25 protein-coding genes are annotated in these 20,614 nt (G+C 64.1%); 12 read left to right on the forward strand and 13 right to left on the reverse strand.

Annotation, left to right across the window (positions count from 1 at the left end; translation table 11 throughout):
• Nucleotides 1-57 precede the first annotated feature (57 nt).
• On the reverse strand, nt 58-555 hold the full coding sequence (locus tag ACLQI9_RS24085) for a metallophosphoesterase family protein (RefSeq protein WP_442382912.1): 498 nt from the start codon (nt 553-555) through the stop codon (nt 58-60).
• 218 nt (nt 556-773) lie between these two features.
• Between ACLQI9_RS24085 and ACLQI9_RS24090 the strand changes: the two genes are divergently transcribed.
• A complete protein-coding gene (locus tag ACLQI9_RS24090; protein ID WP_442382914.1) occupies nt 774-1,229 on the forward strand; it encodes a MaoC family dehydratase in 456 nt (151 codons plus the stop codon).
• A 9-nt stretch (nt 1,230-1,238) separates the two neighbouring features.
• Nucleotides 1,239-2,144 carry an alpha/beta fold hydrolase gene (locus ACLQI9_RS24095; protein ID WP_442382916.1) on the forward strand — a complete coding sequence of 302 codons (906 nt, stop codon included), beginning with the start codon at nt 1,239-1,241 and terminating at the stop codon, nt 2,142-2,144.
• Here the strand turns inward: ACLQI9_RS24095 and ACLQI9_RS24100 are convergent.
• A complete protein-coding gene (locus ACLQI9_RS24100) occupies nt 2,141-3,439 on the reverse strand; it encodes an acyl-CoA dehydrogenase family protein (protein WP_442382918.1) in 1,299 nt (432 codons plus the stop codon). The two genes, ACLQI9_RS24095 and ACLQI9_RS24100, sit on opposite strands and share 4 nt — an antisense overlap.
• Before the next feature lie 76 nt (nt 3,440-3,515).
• Here ACLQI9_RS24100 and ACLQI9_RS24105 point away from each other — a divergent pair, with 76 nt between their 5' ends.
• A complete protein-coding gene (locus ACLQI9_RS24105) occupies nt 3,516-4,130 on the forward strand; it encodes a GNAT family N-acetyltransferase (protein WP_442382920.1) in 615 nt (204 codons plus the stop codon).
• Nucleotides 4,103-4,258 carry a hypothetical protein gene (locus ACLQI9_RS24110; RefSeq protein WP_442392309.1) on the forward strand — a complete coding sequence of 52 codons (156 nt, stop codon included), beginning with the start codon at nt 4,103-4,105 and terminating at the stop codon, nt 4,256-4,258. Before ACLQI9_RS24105 ends, ACLQI9_RS24110 begins: the two co-directional genes overlap by 28 nt.
• A 3-nt stretch (nt 4,259-4,261) precedes the next feature.
• Here ACLQI9_RS24110 and ACLQI9_RS24115 read toward each other — a convergent pair whose 3' ends face one another.
• From ACLQI9_RS24115 to ACLQI9_RS24130, 4 genes are read right to left on the reverse strand one after another with little or no spacing between them, the layout of a single operon-like run.
• On the reverse strand, nt 4,262-5,314 hold the full coding sequence (locus tag ACLQI9_RS24115; protein ID WP_442382922.1) for a DUF4185 domain-containing protein: 1,053 nt from the start codon (nt 5,312-5,314) through the stop codon (nt 4,262-4,264).
• Nucleotides 5,315-5,319: 5 nt separating this feature from the next.
• Entirely contained in the window at nt 5,320-6,114 is a 795-nt protein-coding gene (locus ACLQI9_RS24120; RefSeq protein ID WP_442382924.1) for a DUF427 domain-containing protein, read from the reverse strand.
• 21 nt (nt 6,115-6,135) lie between these two features.
• Entirely contained in the window at nt 6,136-6,465 is a 330-nt protein-coding gene (locus ACLQI9_RS24125; RefSeq protein WP_442382926.1) for an antibiotic biosynthesis monooxygenase family protein, read from the reverse strand.
• A gap of 31 nt (nt 6,466-6,496) precedes the next feature.
• Complete coding sequence (locus tag ACLQI9_RS24130; RefSeq protein ID WP_442382928.1) at nt 6,497-7,171, reverse strand: TetR family transcriptional regulator; 675 nt, start codon at nt 7,169-7,171, stop codon at nt 6,497-6,499.
• Between the two features lie 69 nt (nt 7,172-7,240).
• Here ACLQI9_RS24130 and ACLQI9_RS24135 point away from each other — a divergent pair, with 69 nt between their 5' ends.
• On the forward strand, nt 7,241-8,305 hold the full coding sequence (locus ACLQI9_RS24135) for a ferredoxin reductase (RefSeq protein ID WP_442382930.1): 1,065 nt from the start codon (nt 7,241-7,243) through the stop codon (nt 8,303-8,305).
• A 17-nt stretch (nt 8,306-8,322) separates the two neighbouring features.
• On the forward strand, nt 8,323-9,429 hold the full coding sequence (locus ACLQI9_RS24140; RefSeq protein ID WP_442382932.1) for a fatty acid desaturase family protein: 1,107 nt from the start codon (nt 8,323-8,325) through the stop codon (nt 9,427-9,429).
• Between the two features lie 32 nt (nt 9,430-9,461).
• On the opposite strand, the gene ACLQI9_RS24145 is transcribed toward ACLQI9_RS24140, so the two are convergent.
• On the reverse strand, nt 9,462-9,926 hold the full coding sequence (locus tag ACLQI9_RS24145) for a hypothetical protein (RefSeq protein ID WP_442382934.1): 465 nt from the start codon (nt 9,924-9,926) through the stop codon (nt 9,462-9,464).
• Between the two features lie 52 nt (nt 9,927-9,978).
• On the opposite strand from ACLQI9_RS24145, the gene ACLQI9_RS24150 reads away from it, so the two are divergent.
• Nucleotides 9,979-10,863 carry an alpha/beta fold hydrolase gene (locus ACLQI9_RS24150; protein ID WP_442382936.1) on the forward strand — a complete coding sequence of 295 codons (885 nt, stop codon included), beginning with the start codon at nt 9,979-9,981 and terminating at the stop codon, nt 10,861-10,863.
• A 7-nt stretch (nt 10,864-10,870) separates the two neighbouring features.
• Here the strand turns inward: ACLQI9_RS24150 and ACLQI9_RS24155 are convergent, their stop codons facing one another.
• Complete coding sequence (locus ACLQI9_RS24155) at nt 10,871-11,488, reverse strand: TetR/AcrR family transcriptional regulator (RefSeq protein WP_442382938.1); 618 nt, start codon at nt 11,486-11,488, stop codon at nt 10,871-10,873.
• 124 nt (nt 11,489-11,612) lie between these two features.
• Here ACLQI9_RS24155 and ACLQI9_RS24160 point away from each other — a divergent pair, with 124 nt between their 5' ends.
• Complete coding sequence (locus tag ACLQI9_RS24160) at nt 11,613-12,941, forward strand: cytochrome P450 (protein WP_442382940.1); 1,329 nt, start codon at nt 11,613-11,615, stop codon at nt 12,939-12,941.
• 11 nt (nt 12,942-12,952) lie between these two features.
• Nucleotides 12,953-13,414, forward strand: coding sequence for a PaaI family thioesterase (locus ACLQI9_RS24165; RefSeq protein WP_442382942.1), 462 nt, complete (start codon nt 12,953-12,955; stop codon nt 13,412-13,414).
• Here ACLQI9_RS24165 and ACLQI9_RS24170 read toward each other — a convergent pair.
• On the reverse strand, nt 13,394-13,804 hold the full coding sequence (locus ACLQI9_RS24170; protein ID WP_442382944.1) for a DUF6632 domain-containing protein: 411 nt from the start codon (nt 13,802-13,804) through the stop codon (nt 13,394-13,396). The two genes, ACLQI9_RS24165 and ACLQI9_RS24170, sit on opposite strands and share 21 nt — an antisense overlap.
• Nucleotides 13,805-13,850: 46 nt before the next feature.
• Nucleotides 13,851-15,434 carry a DHA2 family efflux MFS transporter permease subunit gene (locus ACLQI9_RS24175; RefSeq protein WP_442382946.1) on the reverse strand — a complete coding sequence of 528 codons (1,584 nt, stop codon included), beginning with the start codon at nt 15,432-15,434 and terminating at the stop codon, nt 13,851-13,853.
• Between the two features lie 79 nt (nt 15,435-15,513).
• Between ACLQI9_RS24175 and ACLQI9_RS24180 the strand changes: the two genes are divergently transcribed.
• On the forward strand, nt 15,514-16,179 hold the full coding sequence (locus tag ACLQI9_RS24180; protein ID WP_442382948.1) for a winged helix-turn-helix transcriptional regulator: 666 nt from the start codon (nt 15,514-15,516) through the stop codon (nt 16,177-16,179).
• A gap of 8 nt (nt 16,180-16,187) precedes the next feature.
• Here the strand turns inward: ACLQI9_RS24180 and ACLQI9_RS24185 are convergent, their stop codons facing one another.
• The 3 genes from ACLQI9_RS24185 to msrA all read right to left on the reverse strand — a co-directional run bounded on the left by ACLQI9_RS24185 (nt 16,188) and on the right by msrA (nt 18,834).
• Nucleotides 16,188-16,994, reverse strand: a complete 807-nt coding sequence (locus ACLQI9_RS24185) for a methyltransferase domain-containing protein (protein ID WP_442382950.1) — start codon at nt 16,992-16,994, stop codon at nt 16,188-16,190.
• Nucleotides 16,991-18,094, reverse strand: a complete 1,104-nt coding sequence (locus ACLQI9_RS24190; protein WP_442382952.1) for an NmrA family NAD(P)-binding protein — start codon at nt 18,092-18,094, stop codon at nt 16,991-16,993. The genes ACLQI9_RS24185 and ACLQI9_RS24190 overlap by 4 nt, the downstream gene beginning before the upstream one ends.
• A 224-nt stretch (nt 18,095-18,318) precedes the next feature.
• Nucleotides 18,319-18,834, reverse strand: coding sequence for a peptide-methionine (S)-S-oxide reductase MsrA (msrA, locus tag ACLQI9_RS24195; protein WP_442382954.1), 516 nt, complete (start codon nt 18,832-18,834; stop codon nt 18,319-18,321).
• Between the two features lie 110 nt (nt 18,835-18,944).
• Here msrA and ACLQI9_RS24200 point away from each other — a divergent pair, with 110 nt between their 5' ends.
• Together ACLQI9_RS24200 and ACLQI9_RS24205 are read left to right on the forward strand one after the other, a co-directional pair.
• The gene (locus tag ACLQI9_RS24200; protein ID WP_442382956.1) at nt 18,945-19,448 is read left to right on the forward strand and encodes a nuclear transport factor 2 family protein; all 504 of its coding nucleotides are present in this window, start codon (nt 18,945-18,947) and stop codon (nt 19,446-19,448) included.
• The gene (locus ACLQI9_RS24205; RefSeq protein WP_442382958.1) at nt 19,445-20,497 is read left to right on the forward strand and encodes an NAD-dependent epimerase/dehydratase family protein; all 1,053 of its coding nucleotides are present in this window, start codon (nt 19,445-19,447) and stop codon (nt 20,495-20,497) included. The genes ACLQI9_RS24200 and ACLQI9_RS24205 overlap by 4 nt, the downstream gene beginning before the upstream one ends.
• The last annotated feature ends 117 nt before the right edge of the window (nt 20,498-20,614 follow it).

A 20,614-nucleotide genomic window follows, 5' to 3' on the forward strand; every position in this document is an offset into this window, starting at 1 on the left:
TGTTTAGGAGCTAAATATGTGGGCGAGCTGTGGGGTGGTTGTGCATATACATGTGGGCTAGCGGTCGAGGCGGTGCAGGACGACGTGGGTCAGCTGACCGCCGTCCACGCTCGCGGTCATGTACGTGCCGACTGGTTGGCGGCGGCGATCCGTCGGCGACCCGGGATTGAGCAGCCGCAGCCCGGTACTTGTCGTGGTGTCCCACGGGATATGACTGTGACCGAAGACCAACACATCGCTGTCGGGGTAGCGCCGCGACATCCGTGCCTCGCGGCCGGCCGCGCCACCCGTTTCGTGCACCACCGTGAAGTGCAGCCCTTCCAGCAGCACGTCCGCGCGCTCCGGCAGCCGCGATCGCAGTACTGGTCCGTCGTTGTTTCCCCAGCACGCCACCAGCCGCGCGGATTTCGCCGTCACGTTGTCCAGCAATTCGGGTGTCACCCAGTCACCGGCATGGAAGACGACATCGGCCTGTGCCACTTCTTCCCACACCTGTGCGGGTAGATCGCGGGCGCGCCGCGGGACATGGGTGTCCGCGAGTAGCAGCAGCCTCATCTGGTCATCCTGCAACAGACATGGCCGCTAGCTCCGTTTACTGGGCGAGAAAGCGGAGGAGTGCCTCGTTGAATTCGTCGGCATGGCTGAGGTTGCAGCCATGAGGGCCGCCGGCAATCACGTGCAGTTCGCTTCGCCCCACGAGCATTCACCGGTACCCGCGGCGGGGCCGCCGCGACACCGGCACTATCGTCTCCACTTAAGCAGAGGAGAACACTATGCGCACCTTCGAGTCAGTTGCCGACCTCGCCGCCGCCCAGGGGCAGGCCATCGGACAGAGCGACTGGGTGACCATCACCCAGGAAGACGTCAACCTCTTCGCTGATGCGACCGGTGATCACCAATGGATTCACGTGGATCCGGAACGGGCGGCGAAAGGTCCGTTCGGCAAGACCATCGCCCATGGCTTCATGACGCTGGCTCTGCTGCCTCGGCTCCAGCACGAGATGTACACGGTCAATGGCATCAAGCTGGCCGTCAACTACGGCCTGAACAAGGTCCGCTTCCCCGCACCGGTGCCGGTCGGGTCAAAGGTTCGCGCGCAGAGCTCCTTGGTCGGTGTCGATGACCTGGGCAACGGTGCGGTGCAGGCGACGGTGTCGACCACGGTGGAGATTGAAGGGTCGGCCAAGCCGGCGTGCGTGGCAGAAAGCATCGTCCGCTTCATCTCGTAGGCTCAGGCCGTGGACGCTGAACTGGCATCCTGGCTGGCCGCCGGAAAGCACTTCGACTACCTCGGCTTCGACATCTTCTACCGGATGGAAGGCAGTGGACCTCCGCTGCTGCTGATCCACGGTTACCCGTTCAACTCCTTCGACTGGGCGCCGATCTGGCCAACACTGACGCAGCGGTTCACCGTCATCGCGCCGGACATGATGGGCATGGGCTTCTCCGCGAAGCCCGTCGCGTACGAATACTCGGTGCACGACCACGCCGACATGCACGAGGCGCTGCTGGCCCACCTGGGCATCGACAACGCGCACATCCTGGCCCACGACATCGGCGACTCCGTGGGCCAGGAACTGTTGGCCCGTCACGAGTTTGGTCAGCCCGCCTATGGTGCGTTGAGCATCGACTCAATCACCTGGCTCAACGGCGGCATGTTCGTCGAGACCTACACGCCGCGGGCGGCGCAGAAGCTGATGTCGGCAACTCCGTTGGGCGACATCTTGAGTCCCGTGCAGAACAGCCCGTTGTCCCGTCGGCTGCTCGAGCCGACGCTGCGCGAGATGTTCGGCCCGAACACCAAACCGACACGGCACATGATGGACGTGTTCAACCAGATCCTCGATTACAACGACGGCCGCCGGGTGCTGCACAAGGTCGGTCGCTTCATCGGCAACCGCTACACGCATCGAAATCGTTGGGTGCGGGCCATGCGGCAGACCAAGGTTCCGATGCGGCTGATCGACGGCCCGGTCGACCCGAACTCCGGTGCGCACATGGCCCGCCGCTACGCCGAGGTGATACCCCGCCCCGACGTGGTGATGCTCGCCGACGACATCGGGCATTGGCCGCAACTCGAAGCACCCGATGCCGTGCTGACCCACTTTCTGGCCCACATCGACCGCGTCACCGCCGTTAGCTAGAATTCGGCAACCGCGTGCTCGAGGCGTTCGGCAAATCTTTCCTGGGCCGCTGCCCGCCGAGTTGGCAGATGCTGAGACGGGAAAGCCGTTGACACGGGCTGGTATTCGCGCAGGGTACGGCGGGCGACAGTCATCTTGTGCAGCTCGGTGGCCCCGTCCGCGATCCCCAGCGACTCGGCGGCGATCATCATCTTGATGAACGGCATCTCGTTGGAGACCCCGAGCGCCCCGTGCAGGTGCATGGCACGCTGCACGACGTCGTGCAGCACCTGCGGCATCGCCACCTTGACCGCCGCGATGTCGCGGCGCACCTTCTGGTAGTCGTGATGCTTGTCGATCAGCCAGGCGGTACGGAGCACCAGCAATCGGAACTGCTCGATTTGAATCCAGCTGTCGGCGATCTTTTCCTGGGTCATCTGGAAGTTCGACAGCGGACCGCTTCGGGTTTGGCGTGACACCGCCCGCTCACACATCATGTCGAAGGCCCGTCGGGCCAAGGCGATGGTGCGCATGGCGTGATGAATGCGGCCGCCGCCCAGCCGCGTCTGCGCGATCGCGAATGCCTGCCCTTCGCCGCCGAGGATGTGGTCGGCCGGCACCCGGACGTCGGCATAGCGGACGTAACCATGGGTGGCGTGTGAATCGGTGCCGACCCCTACGTTGCGAATGATCTCGATGCCCGGTGTGTCGGCGGGGACGATGAACAGCGACATCTTGTCCCGGGTACGCGCGTCGGGGTTGGTGACTGCCATGACGATGAAAAAGGTCGCGTGTCTGGCGTTGGTGGAAAACCATTTCTCGCCGTTGATGACCCATGTGTCGTTGTCGCGCTCGGCACGGGTGACGAACAGACCCGGGTCCGAACCGCCTTGCGGCTCGGTCATGGAATAGCAGGAGGTGATTTCACCGTCGAGCAGCGGCTGCAGGTAGCGGGCTTTCTGCTCCGCGGTGCCGAACATGGCGAGGATCTCGGCGTTGCCCGAGTCGGGTGCTTGGCAGCCGAACACCGACGGGGCCCAGCGGGACCGGCCGAGTATTTCGTTGAGCAGCGCCAGCTTGACCTGGCCGTAACCTTGGCCGCCGAGTTCAGGTCTCAGATGTGCAGCCCAGAGTCCCTGTTCCCTGACCTGCTGCTGCAGGGGTCGCAGGATCGCGATCGTCTCTGCGTTCTTCTTGTCGTAGGGATCGAGTGCGACCAGGTCGAGCGGCTCGAGCTCGTTGACCATGAACTCTTCGACCCAGTCCAGCTTTTCCTGGTATTCGGGCTCTGTTTCGAAGTCCCACACGGTTGGCATCTCCCTGGCATCGATCTCACTCAGACGCTACCGCCAACACCCGGTGTCGAAACGGGGATGACTAATCTGGCTACTAATGACGATCAACGCACTTCCCGCAAAAAGGGCCGACATCAGCGAGCTATCGCACGTCCTCGGCCGCGCGTTCTATGACGACCCGGTTTCGATGTGGATCATGCCCGACGACAGAACACGGGCGGCGCACCTGCGGCAATTTTTCGGGACGGTGACCCGGCATCATCACCTCGCCGGTGGCGGTGTGGCAGTGGCCAGCGACGGATCGGCTATCGGCGCGGCAGCGCTGTGGGATCCGCCGGGACGGTGGAAGCACTCGCTGCGAGAACAACTGATGATGATGCCGTCGTTCATCCGCGGTTTCGGATTGCGGATGACACTCGGCCGCAAACTCAACGAACTGCTCGAGCGAATGAAGCAGCAACACCCGGAGGAGCCGCACTGGTATCTGGCCGTCATCGGAAGTGACACCGCTGTGCGTGGTAAAGGCTTCGGGCAGGTGCTGATGCGTTCGAGGCTCGACCGCGTCGACGCCGAGCACGCGCCTGCCTACTTGGAGTCGAGCAAGCCCGAGAACGTGCCTTACTACCAGCGCTTCGGCTTTGAAGTGACCGGCGAAATCGTATTGCCCGATGGCGGTCCGACGCTGTGGCCGATGTGGCGGCCGCCGCGGTAGCTCAAGAGGAACCCGATGTGCTGCACGATGCGGGCCCCGATGAGCATCTGCCGCACCGCGCACATCGCGGGCAGATCGACGGAGCTCCCGAGGATGGTGAGGCGCTGCTCGACGTGATCGAGGAGTGACGCTCACAGCACGGACTCAGCGGTGTCGTGCAGCGTAGCCCGGAATTGCATTGCCCGATAAGGCCATCCGTGTGCGGTGTTCCACTGTGACACCACCAGGCCGACGCCGCCGGCGACGTCGAGCTTCGAACCCGGCAGGACGTATCCGCCGTAGAGTTGCGCGACCCGGTTTTTGGCATGATCTTCGGCGTCCCATGCACACCCGACGACGGGCATCTGCAACGCCGCATCGTGCACAGCGGTGGGGGATTCGATGACCCGGTAGCCCAGTGCGTATTTCGAGGACAGGAATCCGCCCAGGACCCACTTGCCTTTTGCCAACCGCCGCAGCGACAGCTCGCCCCAGTTTTCGCCGTCGGGCGTCAGCGGGGTCGGCTCCTTCCCCCACGACCACCGGCCGGCGGCTCGTCCCCACCCGGAGTAATGGCTGAGATCGCCGATGTTCTCCGGACGGACCCGCCGCAGGATGATCCCCTTGTCGCGCTGAAAGCTGGTGGAAATTATGTAGATCCAGCCGTCGACCGGGTCGTAATCCCACGACCAGCACTGCGCGCGACCGTTGTGCAGTGCGGCCGGGAACTTCGCGTCATCACCCAGGTGCCGCCACGAGATACCGCTGTCGTCCGAGCTCCAGATCTCGGTCCACACCACGTTGCCGAAACCCCGGTTCACGATCGCGTGCAGGTAGAGCGTGTCGCCCACCCGCAGTAGGTCGGACGGAATCACCGTGCTGATGCCGCGGCGCGGCCTGCCGGACGGGACGGTGCGATGGGTGTAGCGCCACAGCTGGTGTGCGTACTCGGGATCGGCACCCCCGGCGCGCTGATAGGTGATCGGACGATGGGCGTCGCCGGTGCCGATGAGGATCACCGGTGAGCGCCAGTCGCCCTGGCCAACACTGTTGCCCGAGAAGGTATCTCCGAACACCGATACCAGCGTCCCGTTGGGCGCGGTTATCGACGCACCCAAGTCAGTGCATGTCACACCCCAGCGGTCGGTGATGCCGGGGCCGGTGATGTCGGCCAGCTTGCCGTCTTTGCGACGCGAGGTAGCCAATGCCGTTAGCCCGACCACGGCGTGACCGGGCGTTCGCGGCGCCGGCCGTCGACGATGACGTCCACCCGCTCGTCGAAAAACGCGACGTGCTCGGTGACCGGTTCGGCTTCACGGAGCGGCTGGTGATAGGTCCACGCCACATCTGCGGGCCCGTCGGGCACCGAGAAGTACGACGCCCGCCCCTTGTACGCGCAGTAGCTGACGGTGTCGGTCGGTTCGAGATCCACCACGACATCGGCAGGCGGGAGGTAGAAGCGGACCGGCAGCAATGTCTCGAACAACAGCAGCGGCTGTGCTGACTCGGCCAGCAGCCGGCCTTTCCACTCGACCCGGACGTCCCGCGTGCTGGCGAGGATATCGATTCGTTTGAACGGGTCATGCGGGTGGGCGGCAACCGGCTCGTCTTCTTCGCGCCACTCGAACGCGCTGAAGTCGAACGTGACGTACCCGGTCAGGTCCGCATCGTCCGGCCGGAAGGCCGCCGACGCGCGCCTGACCCCGTCGACCACGACGTCGAACATCTCTCCGGTACAGCTGTGCGCGCTGAACGGGTTGGTCGGGACCAGGACCGGCAAGTCGGCGAGGTCGTCAACCCTGCCTAACGATTCCAGCCGGGCGGAGACATCCCGCTCCGGCACCGCATATGTCGGGACCACCCGCCGCGGCTCCCAGACCAGCAGCCCGTCGACAGTGTCGGCAACGAGCGCTTCGTCCAGGTAAGTCCGAAGGCGCTTGGCGGTGGGTTCGTAGCGCAGCGACGGCAGCGCGCCGCCGAGCAGATCTCGCATTCTGGTGCCCATGGCTCCATCATCTCCCCGCGGCTAGGCCGTGGCGGTGTGCACTGACTCAACCGTGTACAGGTGTGGCTCGTAGCCGTTTGCCAGTTCGGCACACAGCGCCATGGGTTGCTGTGCCGTGCTGTTCTGCAGCATCGCCTCGAAGGCCTCCGCGCTGCGCCATTGCGCGTAGTTGACGACTCGGGTGCCATCGGTGCTGAGGTGAATGTTCGCCGAGATGAACCCGTCGATGTGCTGCATCACGTCCTCGGTGGCTGCCGTCAAAAGGTCGGCGAGTTGTCGTGCCCGTTCGGGTTCCACGGTGAACACGTTGATCAGCGTCGCATGGTCCGCGTGTTCGGTGATCACGGTCATGACTAAGCGCGTGAGTTCGTGACTCGTGTGGCTATGGGCTACTGCGCCAGGCGTTGATGCCGATCACGATCATCCGTAGCTGTTTGGCCGCGGTTCGCCGGATCTCTTCGAGCGCCTCGGCGGATTGGGCGTCCTCAAGCGCCTCGGCGATGACGATCATCGAGTTGACGAACAGGGTCGCCAGCACGTTGAGATCCTCGGTGCTCCAGGCGTTGAGCCCCGGGAACCGCGCGAGGTCGGTGGCCAGCTCCGAGGTGAGGAGCCGAAACTCGGTGCGGATGGCATAACGCAACACGGTGACGCCACTGGAGCGTTCGCGCCCGATGAAACGCCAATGCTCACGACGCTCGGTGACGCTTGCCACAACGATTTCGACGGACGACTCGATCACCCGGTTCGGGTCAAGCTTGCCGGCGCGGGCGCCGCGCAGCATGTCGCGCAGGGTTCGAAACGACTCGTCGATCAGGACCAGCCCAAGGGCCTCCATCGATTCGAAGTGACGGTAGAACGCCCCAGGGACAATCCCGGCTTCCCGGGTCACCTCGCGCAGGCTCAGGCCGCTGAAACCGCGGTCGTCGAGCAGTTTGAGCGCCGCGGCGACGATAGCCCGCCGGGTCGCCTCTTTGCGCTCCTCGCGGGACGGTCCTTCGCGTGTACGCCCGCGACCCGAGCGGTGCGGGCGTGAACTAGGCGCACGACTGTTCACTATGTGAACGCTATCACAGACCTGCGGAAATCCTTGACGAGCAGGACCATGTGCCTGCACGGTATACATATGTTCACGCAAACTTTGAAGAAGCGAGTACTGGGTTCCGACCTGGTCAGCCTGCTTACCGGCCCGCACGGCGTCGACCGGTACACCGAAGTACTGGCCCCCACCTGGACGCGTGGCGAGGGCCGCGCGAAGGTCGTGGATGTGCGGCGGTCCACCCCGCGCAGCGTCACCCTGGTGCTGGCGCCCAACGACGCGTTCACCGACACCAGTCGCACACTGCGTGCGGGACAGTACGTCAACCTGACTGTTGAGATCGACGGTCGGCGGCACACCCGCTGCTACTCACCGGCCAATGCCGAGGGCACCTCGTATCTCGAGCTGACGATCGGACAGCACGACGGCGGGCTGGTCTCGACATTTCTGTACGAGCGAGCCCGGCGAGGGATGGTAGTCGGGCTTGCCGGCGTCGGCGGCGACTTCGTCTTGCCGACGCAACGAGCCCACCGGATTCTGTTCGTCTCCGGTGGTAGTGGCATCACGCCCGTCATGGCGATGCTGCGCACGCTGGTCAACGAAGGCCACACCGGAGAAATCGCGTTCGTGCATTACGCGCGCAACCCCGCCGAGGCCTGCTATCGTGACGAGCTCGCCGCGATGACAGGTGTGCGGGTGCTGCACGGCTACACTCGTTCGTCCGACGGCGATCTCGAAGGCCGATTCGGACCCGAACACCTGGCGGCAGCGATGCCTTCGCCGGATGCCGTATTCGTTTGCGGGCCGCCGGCTTTGATCGACGCAGTCCGCGAGCACTGCCAGAACGTGTACTCGGAGAGCTTCGTGGCGCCGACGCTCGAGCTGCCCGCGGAACCATCGGGCCGGCGAGTGTCGTTCGCGGACAGCGGCATTGAGGTGGCTGACGACGGCCGCTCGCTGTTGGAGCAAGCCGAATCGGCTGGCCTTACCCCGGCGAGCGGATGCCGGATGGGCATCTGCCATACCTGCACGCGCCGCAAAGCCTGCGGCGTCGTACGCAACCTGACCACCGGCGCGATGTCGACCGCACCCGACGAGGACGTGCAGATCTGTGTGTCCGTTCCCGTCGGTGACGTCGACATCGCCCTCTAGAGAAGCTGGAGAACTTCATGTCACAGCCCAAGATTGCCCTGACGCCCGAGCAGGCCGATGCGTTTGGCCGTGAACTCGACGCCATCAAGGAACGCGTGATGGCCGATCTCGGCCAGCGCGACGCCGACTACATCCGTCGCGTCATCAAGACGCAGCGCGCACTCGAAGTGAGTGGCCGCGCCCTGCTGTTCGCCGGGATCCTGCCGCCGGCCTGGCTCGCGGGCACCGCGATGCTCGGAGTGGCAAAGATCCTCGACAACATGGAGATCGGCCATAACATCATGCACGGGCAGTACGACTGGATGCGTGACCCAAACATCCGCGGCGGCGACTTCGAATGGGACACCGCGTGCCCGGCCGATCAATGGCGGCACTCGCACAACTACATGCACCACACCTACACCAACATCGTGGGTATGGACCGCGACATCGGCTACGGCATCCTGCGGATGAGTGAGGATCAGCCATGGAAACCATACTTCCTTGGCAACCCGGTCTACGCGTTCCTGCTGATGGTGCTCTTCCAGTATGGGGTCGCGCTGCACGAACTGGAAACCGAGCGCATCCGCGCAGGCGAAATCCGGTTGGCCGACAAACGCGAAGTCCTGCAGGGTATTTGGCGAAAAACCCGCAGGCAGATGCTGAAGGACTACGTCGCCTTCCCGCTGCTGGCCGGCCCGTTCGCCCCGTTCGCGTTCGCCGGCAACCTGTCGGCCAATCTGATCCGCAATGTCTGGTCGTACATGATTATCTTCTGCGGCCACTTCCCGGATGGCACACAGGAATTCACCGTCGAAGAGACTCAAGACGAGTCACGTGGGATGTGGTATTTCCGCCAGATTCTCGGTTCGGCGAACTTGACTGGCGGCAAGCTCTTCCACTTGCTGTCCGGCAACTTGTCGCACCAGATCGAACACCACCTCTTCCCGGACATGCCGGCCCGCCGCTACGCGGAGATCGCCCCGGAGGTGCAGGAGATCTGCCGGCGCTACGGCATTCCGTACAACTCGGGCTCGCTGCCGCAACAGTTCGCCACCGTCGTGCGCAAGATCGTGAAACTGGCGCTCCCGCCGAAGGATCGCGGCATCGAGTCGAAGCGCGCTGATGAGCGGGTCGCCGCCTGAATGCAGCGAGTGGCTATGAGCTGGGGAGATCATCACCCCAGCTCGTAGGACTCCTTCGACACTCGGAAGAAGTGCCCGGTGCTGACGTCGGTGCATTTCACGGCGGCCTGCTCGCTCCTGCAGGCGATCGCACCCGCTGAAAGCGGTTGGTCGTAATTCACCGGATCGGAGGCCGCCAAGGTGCCTGGACTGTAGCCCACAATCGGCAACTGGCCCCGCACGAGAACGACGGTGCTGGTGGCGTCGGCCCGGCCCCCCGGGGGCGGCCGCGGTGGCACCCAGCTTTGGTTAACGATATCGCACTGCACGAAATTCTTACCGAACCCGAGTTTGTCTGTTGGAGGGTAGTTGACCAGGTTGCAGGAGATATCTCCCGACGGCGACTGGAACTGCTCGGAGTAGGGGTTGGCCTGCGCGCTTCCTGCCGAGCCGATCGCTGCCGCGCCGACTATCGCGCACGCCCCCGCAACCATTCCGATTTTGCGGTGAATGACCACTCTTTGTGTATATCCCCGACCAGTTTCGCGTCCGTTGCTAAATTGTCACGCCATGGTTACCCTCCCCTCACTCGATGGCGTCGAGCACAAGTTCATCGATGTGGGCGGTGGCGTCACGATTCACGTCGCCGACGCCGGACCCGCCGACGGGCCGCTGGTAATGCTGGTGCACGGCTTTCCGGAAAACTGGTGGGAGTGGCACGAGCTGATCGGCCCGCTGGCCGCCGACGGCTACCGGGTACTGTGCCCCGACCTGCGCGGCGCGGGGTGGAGTTCGGCGCCGCGCTCGCGCTATCTGAAGAACGAGATGGCCGACGACCTGGCGGCCGTGCTCGATCGGCTGGACGTCGGGCCGGTGAAGCTGGTGGCCCACGACTGGGGTGGGCCGGTCGCGTTCATCATGATGCTGCGGCATCCGGCGAAGGTGACCGGGTTCTTCGGACTCAATACCGCGGCGCCCTACGTGCAGCGCGATCTCTCGTCGGTTCGCAACATCTGGCGGTTCTGGTATCAGATCCCGATGTTGCTGCCGGTGATCGGGCCGCGCCTGATCGCAGATCCCAAGGCCCGCTACTTCAAGATGCTGGCGTCGTGGGTCGGCGGCGGATTCAACGTGCCCGAGGAAGACATCCGTATGTACGTCGAGTGCATGCGCCAGCCCGGGCACGCGGTAGCCGGGTCGCGGTGGTATCGCACCTTTCAGAGCACGGAGATGCTGCGCTGGCTGCGCGGCGAATTCGCCGACGTTCCAGTCGGGGTCCCGGTCCGATGGCTGAGTGGCACCCAAGATCCGGTGCTCACACCGGATCTACTGAGCGGATATAGGGAGCACATAAGCGATTTCGAGGTCGAGCTGGTCGACGGCGTCGGGCACTGGATCGTCGAGCAGCGCCCCGATCTGGTGCTGGACCGGCTGCGCGCCTTCCTGAAGATTTGACCTGGTTCTAGCGCCGATACCCAAGCAGTGCAACGGAGGCATACACGGCAGGCTCGACGATCTCGCGCATGCTGTGCCCGTCCTCGACGGCGAGCGCTGTCAGTTCCCGCAGGCCGCCGACCAAGATCACCGCCGAGGGTCGCGTCAATGGCGGCAGGCCGGCCTGTTGAAACCCCGCGCTGCCGCTGAGGTTGACCAACAGACTGGTCAACAGTTGCAGGCCGCGACGCTGGAACGGTCGCGCCGCCGCATCCAGAGACGGCATTTCGCGGATCCAGCTCAACGTGATAGCCGGTCGGGCTTCGATGTGGCCGACGTAGGCTTCCACGGCCTGGCGAATCTGAGCCTGCCAGTCCGCGTCCGGATCGACGGCGTCGAGAATCTCCTTCGCCAGGTTGTCGACATCGACATGCAACAGCTCGAGAAAGCACTGCTCTTTACTCTCGAACTGGTCGTAGAACGTGCGCTTCGACGTGCGGGCGTGACGGACGATGTCGGCGACGGTGGAGGCGCGGTATCCGCGCTCGGTTATCGAGGCCGCGAGACCGTCGAGCAGGCGGCGTCGAAACGGGTCGACGTCGGTCGGCTCGACCGAAGCTGCGTCGTTAGCGACGGTTGTCGCCACGTCGCCTCCTTCTGACGGATAAAAGCCGAATCAGCTCTTGCCAGCGCTTGGTACCACAGGGTACCGTACCTCGAATAGGCCGTGGTACGGCGCAGTACCATATCGATGTTGGGAGTGCACAGGGATGAGCACCATCGACACCCAAGCGGCCCCGGCGCCGGCCGCAATCAACTTGCCGCCCGCTACGCGGATTCCGAAGGCGTTGCAGGGCGCCGCATTCTCGATCTCGCGACGGTGGGCCGTCCGGCTGATGGCCCGCCGACACGGCGACGTCTTCATGCTCAACGTCCCGGTCTACGGCCCCATCACGGTGGTGGCGAATCCTCAACTAGCCAAGCAGGTTTTCACCACCAGCCCGGAGGTTCTCGGCAACATCCAGCCCAACCTGAGCCGACTGCTCGGGTCGGGGTCGGTGTTCGCACTGGACGGCGAAGAGCACCGCCAACGGCGCCGCCTGCTGGCTCCGCCCTTCCACGGCAAGAGCATCAAGAACTACGAGAGCATCATCGAAGAAGAGACGGTGCGTGAGATCGCCGCTTGGCCCGAGGGCACGACGTTCGCCACGCTGCCGTCGACGATGCGCATCACGCTCAACGCCATCCTGCGTGCGGTCTTCGGAGCCGAAGGCGCCGAGCTCGATGAGCTGCGACGGATCGTCCCGCCCTGGGTCACGCTGGGCTCCCGGCTGGCGGTATTCCCCAAGCCGAAGCGAACTTATGGCCGCTACTCCCCGTGGGGCCGGCTGGCGGAGTGGCGGCGGCAATTCGACGTCATCCTTGACAAGCTCATCGAAAACGAGCGGGCCGACCCGAATTTCGAGGATCGCACCGACATGCTGGCGCTGATGTTGCGCAGCACCTATGAAGACGGTTCGACCATGTCGCGCAGCGACATTGGTGACGAGCTGCTGACGCTGTTGGCGGCCGGACATGAAACCACCGCTGCCACCCTCGGCTGGGCGTTCGAACGGATCAGTCGCCACCCCGATGTGCTCGCCGCGCTGGTTGCCGAGGCCGACGCGCAAGACAACGAACTGCGGCAGGCGACGATCCTCGAGGTGCAGCGCAGCAGAACGGTTATCGACTTCGCCGGTCGTCATGTCTATGCGCCCGTCTATCAAATCGGCGAGTGGGCCGTTCCGCGCGGGTCGTCAATCCTGGTGAGCATCTCGCGGATGCATGCCAACCCCGATGCATTCCCCGACCCGGACCGCTTCGATCCGCAGCGCTTCGTCGGCTCCAAGCCGCCCAGCTTCGCCTGGATCCCGTTCGGCGGCGGCTCGCGGCGCTGCGTCGGTGCCGTATTCGCGAACATGGAGATGGATGTGGTGCTACGAACGGTGTTGCGCCACTTCACCATCGAGACCACGACTGCTCCAGGGGAGAAGTGGCATTCCCGGGGCGTTGCCTTTACCCCGAAGGACGGCGGGAAGATCGTGGTCCATCGGCGTTAAGATCGGCGGTCATGACTGCCGACGCCAACCAGCTCGTGGACGCGATGAACGGCGCCATAGAATCGACGATTCCGATTGCACACAAGATGGGCCTAAAGGTCGTCGAGGCCCGACCCGGTTTTGCCGCCACGACCGTCGCGGCCGAAGGCAACGGGAACCATTTCGGCGTCATCTATGCCGGCGTGCTGTTCACCGTGGCCGAAATCCTCGGCGGGATCATTCCGCTGATCACGTTCGACACCGCCAAGTACTTTCCGTTGGTCAAGAACCTCGACATCCAATTCGTCGCGATGGCTAAATCCGACGTGCGTGCGGAGGCCAGCCTCGATGACGAGACGATCGCGCGTGTGGAAGCCGAAGCCGCTGAACGGGGTAAGGCGGATTTCACCCTGGAGGCGGTGGTGACCGACGCCGATGGTCAGACCGTTGCCACGACCCGCGGCCTCTATCAGCTACGTGCGCTCAGGAGCTAACGGTTTTGCGGCGCGCGGCATCAGAACCGTAAGCACAATCGCGACGAGCAGCAGCGCGGGTACGTCGCCCTTTAGGTGGCCATGCTCGGCCGGGTCGGTGACCGCCTGGACTGCCATGATCGCGGCGTGCACGACGCTTGATACCACGGTGAACCAGATCAGGCTGCGGTGCGCGAGGGGATTAAGCGCCGCGATAAGCAGGAACACGCCGAGGGTGGCGTAGATGCCGATGATCATCATCAGGTAGTGCGACGATCCATGCCCCCAACTCCAGCCAGACGGCCACAGCACCGTCTGGGGGTAGATCCCGAATATGAAAGTCAGACCGATAACCACCAGCGCGACGCGTAGTGCGGTCATCGAACCGGACTTGTTGTTGTTGTCTGACATGTTATTTCACTCCGTGACGTATCGAAATATGCTGCTTTGCGTTGGTTCACACGTCGACTGGCTCCGGCTCGGGCGCACTGGTGGGCTTGCTTGGCCGCTCTCGCGCGGGCAATAGCACGGCGACAACGATGGCCGCCCCCATTGCGATGCCGGCGCAGACGAGCGACCCGACCCGCAGGCCGTCGAGAAACGCATGGTCGATCGCCGCACGCACACTAGCAACCCGGTCGGCGGGCGGCGGGAGTTGTCCGATGACCTTGTACGCCGCAGCCATTGAGCCCTCGATTGCCGAGCGGAGCCCGGCCGGTAGTGCTGTGAGCGCCGAAGCGGAAGCAATGCCGCCCGAGTAGACCGACGCGAAGACGCTGCCGACGATTGCCACGCCAAGGGTGCCGCCCAGCTCACGGGTGGTGTCGTTGACAGCGGAGCCGACACCGGCCTTGTCGGGGCGCAGCGATCCCATGATCGCCTCGGTGGCCGGCGCCGTCGTAAGCCCAAGTCCGCTTCCGAGCATCACCATCTGCGTCGCGATTACGGTGTACGGCGTGCCTGCGTCGATGGAAGACGCCCAGGCCAGCCCCGCTGCAAACACCCCCAAACCGGTGCTCACGACCGCTGTCGTCCCGATCTTCTGCACCACCTGCGGTCCGATCGCACTGGCGAGCGCGATCGAGACTGCCACCGGCAATAGTCGCACGCCCGCCTCGAAAGCGCTGTAGGCCTTGATGAATTGGAAGTACTGGGTAATGACGAAGATGAAGCCGAAGAGCGTCAGGAAACCCGCGGTCACGGCCAGGCTGCCGCCAGAGAACCGGCGATTGGAGAACACCGACACGTCGAGCATCGGCTGTGGGCTGCGTCGCTCCCAGAGCGCGAACCCGATGAGTATTAGGATCGCTGTGCCGAAACCCACCGCTGCACGCGTGCTGGCCCATCCCCAGGTGGGAGCTCCAATAACTGTGTAAATCAGGGCTGTTATCCCGATCGCGGACAACACCAGCCCGGGGATGTCCACCGGTGGGGCGGCCGGATCGCGGGAGGTGGGAACAAACAGAATTCCGCCGACCATCGCCAGCGCGGCGATCGGTACGTTGACCAAGAAGATTGAGCCCCAAGAGAAGTGCGCAAGCAGCCAGCCGCCCGTTATCGGGCCGGCGGCCACACCGACCCCCACCATGGCCGCCCAGAGGCCGATCGCTTTGGCCCGACGAACCGGCTCGGTGAAGATGTTGGTGATCAATCCCAACGTCGTCGGGAAGATCACTGCGGCGCCGACGCCCATCGCGGCACGCGCTCCGATCAGAGCGCCTGCTGAATGCACCTGTGCTGCAACAGCCGATGTCACTGCGAAGGCGATCAATCCGGCTCTGAGCCAGCCGCTTCTGCCGTACCGGTCGCTGAGACTACCGGCCGACAGCAGCAGACCGGACATGACGAGGGTGTACGCGTCGACGATCCACTGCAGTTGCGCTGTGTTGGCGTTGAGCTCGCGTGACAAGGTGGGCAAGGCGACGTTGACGATGGTTGCGTCCACGCTGATCACGAAGACGCTCAAGCAGATGACGGCAAGCGCAGCAGTGGGGTGGCCCGAAGATGCCGAAGGGAGGAGCGGGCGGCGAGAACTATCCATAGACGTGATATTAAACCAATTAGACAAGTAACTCAAGTATAATGTTGAAAAAGACGTTATAGATCGATAAGCTTCTGACATGCCGGCGAGAAGCTACAACCAGAACTGCCCGATCGCGCGGGGTCTCGATGTTCTCGGCGAGCGGTGGACCTTGCTGATCCTGCGCGAATTGGTCGGCGGGCCGCGCCGTTACGGTGATTTACGCGCAGAACTTCCGGGGATCGCCACGAACCTGCTGGCCGATCGGCTACGTGAACTTGAAGACGCGGACTTGATCGACCGCACTGAACTGCCGCCGCCGGTCGCCCGTACCGTTTACACACTCAGCGATACCGGGTGGCGCAAGGTGCTCCCAGTGATCAAGGCAATCGCCACCTTCGGACTCGACTTGCTGGAGCCGGCCGATAGCGCGATAACGGCGTTGAATGGGTTCCTCGCCGGAATCCTGTTGGGCTTCGACCCGGCCGAGAGCGGCGACCTAGCCGCGTCCTACCGTGTCGAAATCGACCGCCGCCGTTTCGAATTCGCGGTTGCAGGACCTAACCTGGCTGCCTTTACGGAAGCGCCGGCGGTCACTTTGACCGCAACCGCTGCCGATCTCATCACTGCGCGTATGGGTGCCACCGCGGCTGAGCGCAAGTCTGCGATGCGGCGATGCAGATTCGACGGCGCCCACACCGACGTCGACGAGATGCGCGCGGTATTCCAGCTATCAGGTGATCCCGGGCTGGCGCTCAGCGCATAGCGGGCCTGCTAGACGGCCCGGGCAACGGCCTGTATGAGCACCAGCCGGTTTTCGCGTGCGTTGCTCAGCAGGCTTCTGACTTTGGTTTGTATGTCGGGGACAAGCAGTTGGAGTCCGCGGGGATCGCCGGGCGCATCGAACAATGGGGTCATGGCCTCGACAGAGAACTCGGTCAAATCGTTCCATACCTCGAGTGCGAAGCCGGCGTCCTGCAGCGTTGTGGCGAGCTCGTCGGGAGTGATGAGGTGGCTGCGTTCGGGGACGTTGGCCCATGGGACCGGAAAGCGAAGGGGTTGCCGGGGTCCGGCGGCGGCATCCCAGAGTGCAAGTCGCCCGCCAGGCCGAAGGACGCGGCGAGCCTCGCTGTACAGCCGCGGCTTGTCGGCGATGTTCATCTGAACGTGTTGACTGACGACGAGGTCGAAGGCGGCGTCTGGCAGCGGCAGGTCGGTGACGTCTCCCTCGATTACCTTGATGCGGTCGTCGAGGTCCACTAGGCCGTTCAACCACCTTGCAGTGTCACAGTATTCGGCAGTGAGGTCGATCGCGGTCACCTCGCAGCCGTATTCGGCTGCGAGCAGACGTGCGGTGCCTCCAATGCCGCTCCCAGCGTCCAGGACGTGATCAGTGCTCGCAGCCCTGGCAGCCGCCAGCAGGCTCGTGGTTCCTACCCGGCCGAGCGAGTGAAAGTCCTCGAACGTGGTGAAGTCGGCGGGTGTTAGCGCGTCGAAATTCTTTCCTGCCTGGCGCAACGCGGTGTCGATGCGCTCGCGTACGCCGCCAACGGCGTACTGGGCGGTGGTGTTCTCCGTCATTGCGCCATCTCCGGCGTCACAACGCTTCGCGGTGGGTTTTGGGTCTGGTCGGGGTCGTGGCTCAACCGCCAGCGATCAGAGTCGACAGCCAGCCGGCCGATGGACGCGCCGTCCTGGAAGGTGCGGAGATAGCGTGCGCGGCTCGGTGCCGGAGTGATCGAAGATTTCGCCAGCACCCGCATTGCGCGGGCCATGCCGGACGGACTGCGTTTGGTGCCGGGGAGCGCATTGAGGTATCGACGGGCGATCGTGGCCATGTCCTCAGGGGGACGGCCGGTGAGCCGCTGGACGGCGTCGGTGGGAGCGCCTATCGCAAAGGTGCCGCGCTTGAGCTCGTCGACATACCACGCGAGCTGGGTAAGAGCGTAATCGCTGAAGCCGATTGACTTAGCGGACTTGGCCATCAGGGCAAAGGGAATATCGCGGTAGCGGACCGTGCGGCCCAGTATCCGGCCCAGAATCTCGGCGAACTCACCCGTGCTGAGTAGGGCCGGGCCAGTCGGACGGTAGCTCTGTCCCAAGTGCGGGCCGGGGTCGATGAGCAGCGCAGCCGCCACTGCCGCGATGTCCTCATTAGATGGCGGGGCGTTGCGCCCTTCACCGAAAGGCAGGGTGAGAAAACCGAATTGGGCAACAGCGTCCAGCGTGTACATGTAGTTTTCGGCGAAGAACCCCGGATTGACGGTGATCGAGCCGACGGTCGGCATCCATTCGAAGACCCGATCAGTGAGCCAAGCAGCGCGGGTTTGCGCCGAATGATGGCCCGGGTCGGCCAGCCACTGGCTCATGGCGACCACCACCTCGAGCTTCTCTTCTTCGGCCACAGCGGCGAAGATGGCGGCCGCCTCCAGCGCGCTCGGTGCCGTCGGGGCAGCCCAGTAGGCGCGCTGCACGCCGTGCAGCGCTTTGCGGATGTCATCGACGTCGGCGAGGTTTCCGACAACGATCTCGGCCCCGCGGCTGCGTAACGCTTCAGCGCGCGTGTCGGCACGGTGAACCATCGCACGGACCGGTAGGCCGCGCGAAAGCAGTGACAGTACGGTCTCGCGGCCCGTTTTCCCGGTCGCGGTGGTGACCAAAGTGATCGGCTTTGCGCTCATGGTGTTCCTCCGAACGTGAGGGTTATCGCACAGCCAAGACTCTAAAGCATGCAGACAAAAAAATCAAGTTAAAGATTGATAAAGTAGTCTCGGTCTCGTTCCGCGGTTGTTCATCGAAGCACCGACCGGCGGCACCCTATTGGTGGGCAGCGCCGCCGGCATGTTCGGTTTTGCACGAGCAGTCAGGGGTTTCGCTCGGGAGCCCGTGGCTGCGAGTCGGCTCGTTAGCGGTCGGCCGCGGCGCGACGCGGCAGCTTCCAGCCGGGCCGGACGTAATGGCACGTATAGCCGCTGGGATAGCGCTCCAGATAGTCCTGGTGCTCGGGCTCGGCCTCCCAGAAGTCGCGGGCGGGGCTGACTTCGGTCACCACCGTGCCGGGCCATAGGCCGGACGCCTCGACGTCTGCGATGGTGTCCAACGCAATGCGCTTCTGCTCCTCGTCGACGTAGAAGATCGCAGAGCGGTAGCTGGCCCCGACGTCGTTGCCCTGCCGGTTCTTGGTGGTCGGATCGTGGATCTGGAAAAAGAATTCCAGCAGCGTGCGGAAGTCGGTGCGTGCCGGGTCATAGATGATCTCGATGGCTTCGGCGTGCGTTCCGTGGTTGCGGTAGGTCGCGTGGGGAACGTCACCGCCGGTATAGCCGACCCTGGTCGAAACCACGCCGGGCTGCTTGCGGATCAGGTCCTGCATGCCCCAAAAGCAGCCGCCGGCCAGTATTGCCTTGCTGTAGTCCGTCATTCTTCGGATTATCCCGTGTTGCGGTACCGGCTGCCAGAAGCGCCGGTCGCCGGTCGTGTGTTCGGACAGTTGCTCGACAAACCGCGATAGAACGTGTTCTAGTTTCTTGCGTGGAGCAGGTTTTTACCCGCGACGAGCTGGCCGCCGCGTTCGAGAGTTTCGAGCAGACAGTGGCCCGCGCCGCCGAGACCAGGAATTGGGATGCCTGGGTGCAGCAGTACACCCCGGACGTCGACTACATCGAGCACGCCGCAGGCACCATGAAGGGCCGCGATCAGGTACTCACCTGGATCCGCGAGACGATGTCGACCTTTCCGGGCAGCCATATGACGGCCTTCCCGTCGCTGTGGTCGGTCATCGACGAGCCCACCGGTCGGATCATCTGCGAGCTGGACAACCCGATGCGCGACCCCGGTGACGGCACCATCATCAGCGCAACGAACATCTCGATCATCACCTACGCGGGCGACGGCCAGTGGTGCCGGCAAGAAGACATCTACAACCCGCTGCGCTTTCTGCGGGCGGCGATCAAGTGGTGCAAGAAAGCGGAGGCGTTGGGCACGCTCGACGACGATGCCGCCCGGTGGCTGCGTCAGTACGGAGGTTCAGCGTGAGCGCACCCAAGCTGGTCATCGGCGCCAACGGATTCCTGGGCTCGCATGTCACCCGCCAACTCGTCGCCGCGGGCGCCGACGTGCGTGCCATGGTGCGCCCGACCGCCAATACCCGCAGCATCGACGATCTCGAGGTCACCCGATTCCACGGTGACGTCTTCGACACCGCCACCGTGCGGCAAGCGATGGACGGTTGCGACGAGGTGCATTACTGCGTGGTCGACACCCGGGCGTGGCTGCAAGACCCTGCACCGCTCTTTCGCACCAACGTCGAGGGGTTGCGGAACGTCCTCGACGTCGCCGTCGAAAAACCAATCGCCGCAAAGCTGCAGCGGTTCGTGTTCACCAGTAGCTATGCGACGGTGGGCCGTCGGCACGGCCACGTGGCAACCGAAGACGACCAGATCGACCGCCGCGGGCTCACCCCCTATGTCGAGTCGAGGGTCCAGGCCGAGGACATGGTGCTGCGATACGCATCGGAAAACGGTTTGCCCGCCGTCGCGATGTGTGTCTCGACCACCTATGGCGGCGGTGACTGGGGCCGCACGCCGCACGGTGCGTTCATCGCCGGCGCGGTCTTCGGCAAGCTGCCTTTTCTGATGAACGGCATCCAGTTGGAGGTCGTCGGTGTCGACGACGCGGCCAGGGCTTTGCTGCTGGCCGCCGAGCATGGGCGCAACGGTGAGCGGTACCTCATTTCCGAACGGATGATTCCGCTGAAGGAGGTCGTCAAGATCGCGGCCGACGAAGCCGGTGTGCCGCCGCCACGGCGGTCCATCTCGGTGCCGGCGCTCTACGGGCTGGGCGCGCTGGGCAGCCTCAGAGCCCGGCTGACCGGTAAAGATGCCGAACTGAGCCTGGCGTCGGTGCGGATGATGCGGGCCGAAGCCCACGTCGACCACAGCAAGGCCGGCCGCGAACTGGGTTGGCAGCCAAGGCCGGTCGAGGAGTCCATCCGGGAGGCCGCGCGGTTCTGGGCTGGCCTGAAGAACGCCAGGCAAACAGTAAGACGGCGCCATCCGAGTGAGCCGGAATCGCGCTTAACTTAACTAAACCAGACTCTCCGCGTGTCTTATGTAGCTGAAGTGATTTTTGCTACATAGTGTGACGCATGGTGACTGTGGGTTACCTCACGCAATCGCGTTCTGCGGTGAGGCGGCGGTGAC

Source organism: Mycobacterium sp., assembly GCF_052143115.1.
Lineage (GTDB): Bacteria > Actinomycetota > Actinomycetes > Mycobacteriales > Mycobacteriaceae > Mycobacterium.

What these genes read in the sequence shown, in the direction of transcription:
- ACLQI9_RS24085 (WP_442382912.1), bottom strand. Translation starts at nt 555, where the DNA reads ATGAGGCTGCTGCTACTCGCGGACACCCATGTCCCGCGGCGCGCCCGC.
- ACLQI9_RS24090 (WP_442382914.1), top strand. Translation starts at nt 774, where the DNA reads ATGCGCACCTTCGAGTCAGTTGCCGACCTCGCCGCCGCCCAGGGGCAG.
- ACLQI9_RS24100 (WP_442382918.1), bottom strand. Translation starts at nt 3,439, where the DNA reads ATGCCAACCGTGTGGGACTTCGAAACAGAGCCCGAATACCAGGAAAAG.
- ACLQI9_RS24105 (WP_442382920.1), top strand. Translation starts at nt 3,516, where the DNA reads ATGACGATCAACGCACTTCCCGCAAAAAGGGCCGACATCAGCGAGCTA.
- ACLQI9_RS24120 (WP_442382924.1), bottom strand. Translation starts at nt 6,114, where the DNA reads ATGGGCACCAGAATGCGAGATCTGCTCGGCGGCGCGCTGCCGTCGCTG.
- ACLQI9_RS24125 (WP_442382926.1), bottom strand. Translation starts at nt 6,465, where the DNA reads ATGACCGTGATCACCGAACACGCGGACCATGCGACGCTGATCAACGTG.
- ACLQI9_RS24135 (WP_442382930.1), top strand. Translation starts at nt 7,241, where the DNA reads ATGTTCACGCAAACTTTGAAGAAGCGAGTACTGGGTTCCGACCTGGTC.
- ACLQI9_RS24140 (WP_442382932.1), top strand. Translation starts at nt 8,323, where the DNA reads ATGTCACAGCCCAAGATTGCCCTGACGCCCGAGCAGGCCGATGCGTTT.
- ACLQI9_RS24150 (WP_442382936.1), top strand. Translation starts at nt 9,979, where the DNA reads ATGGTTACCCTCCCCTCACTCGATGGCGTCGAGCACAAGTTCATCGAT.
- ACLQI9_RS24160 (WP_442382940.1), top strand. Translation starts at nt 11,613, where the DNA reads ATGAGCACCATCGACACCCAAGCGGCCCCGGCGCCGGCCGCAATCAAC.
- ACLQI9_RS24165 (WP_442382942.1), top strand. Translation starts at nt 12,953, where the DNA reads ATGACTGCCGACGCCAACCAGCTCGTGGACGCGATGAACGGCGCCATA.
- ACLQI9_RS24170 (WP_442382944.1), bottom strand. Translation starts at nt 13,804, where the DNA reads ATGTCAGACAACAACAACAAGTCCGGTTCGATGACCGCACTACGCGTC.
- ACLQI9_RS24175 (WP_442382946.1), bottom strand. Translation starts at nt 15,434, where the DNA reads ATGGATAGTTCTCGCCGCCCGCTCCTCCCTTCGGCATCTTCGGGCCAC.
- ACLQI9_RS24180 (WP_442382948.1), top strand. Translation starts at nt 15,514, where the DNA reads ATGCCGGCGAGAAGCTACAACCAGAACTGCCCGATCGCGCGGGGTCTC.
- ACLQI9_RS24185 (WP_442382950.1), bottom strand. Translation starts at nt 16,994, where the DNA reads ATGACGGAGAACACCACCGCCCAGTACGCCGTTGGCGGCGTACGCGAG.
- ACLQI9_RS24190 (WP_442382952.1), bottom strand. Translation starts at nt 18,094, where the DNA reads ATGAGCGCAAAGCCGATCACTTTGGTCACCACCGCGACCGGGAAAACG.
- msrA (WP_442382954.1), bottom strand. Translation starts at nt 18,834, where the DNA reads ATGACGGACTACAGCAAGGCAATACTGGCCGGCGGCTGCTTTTGGGGC.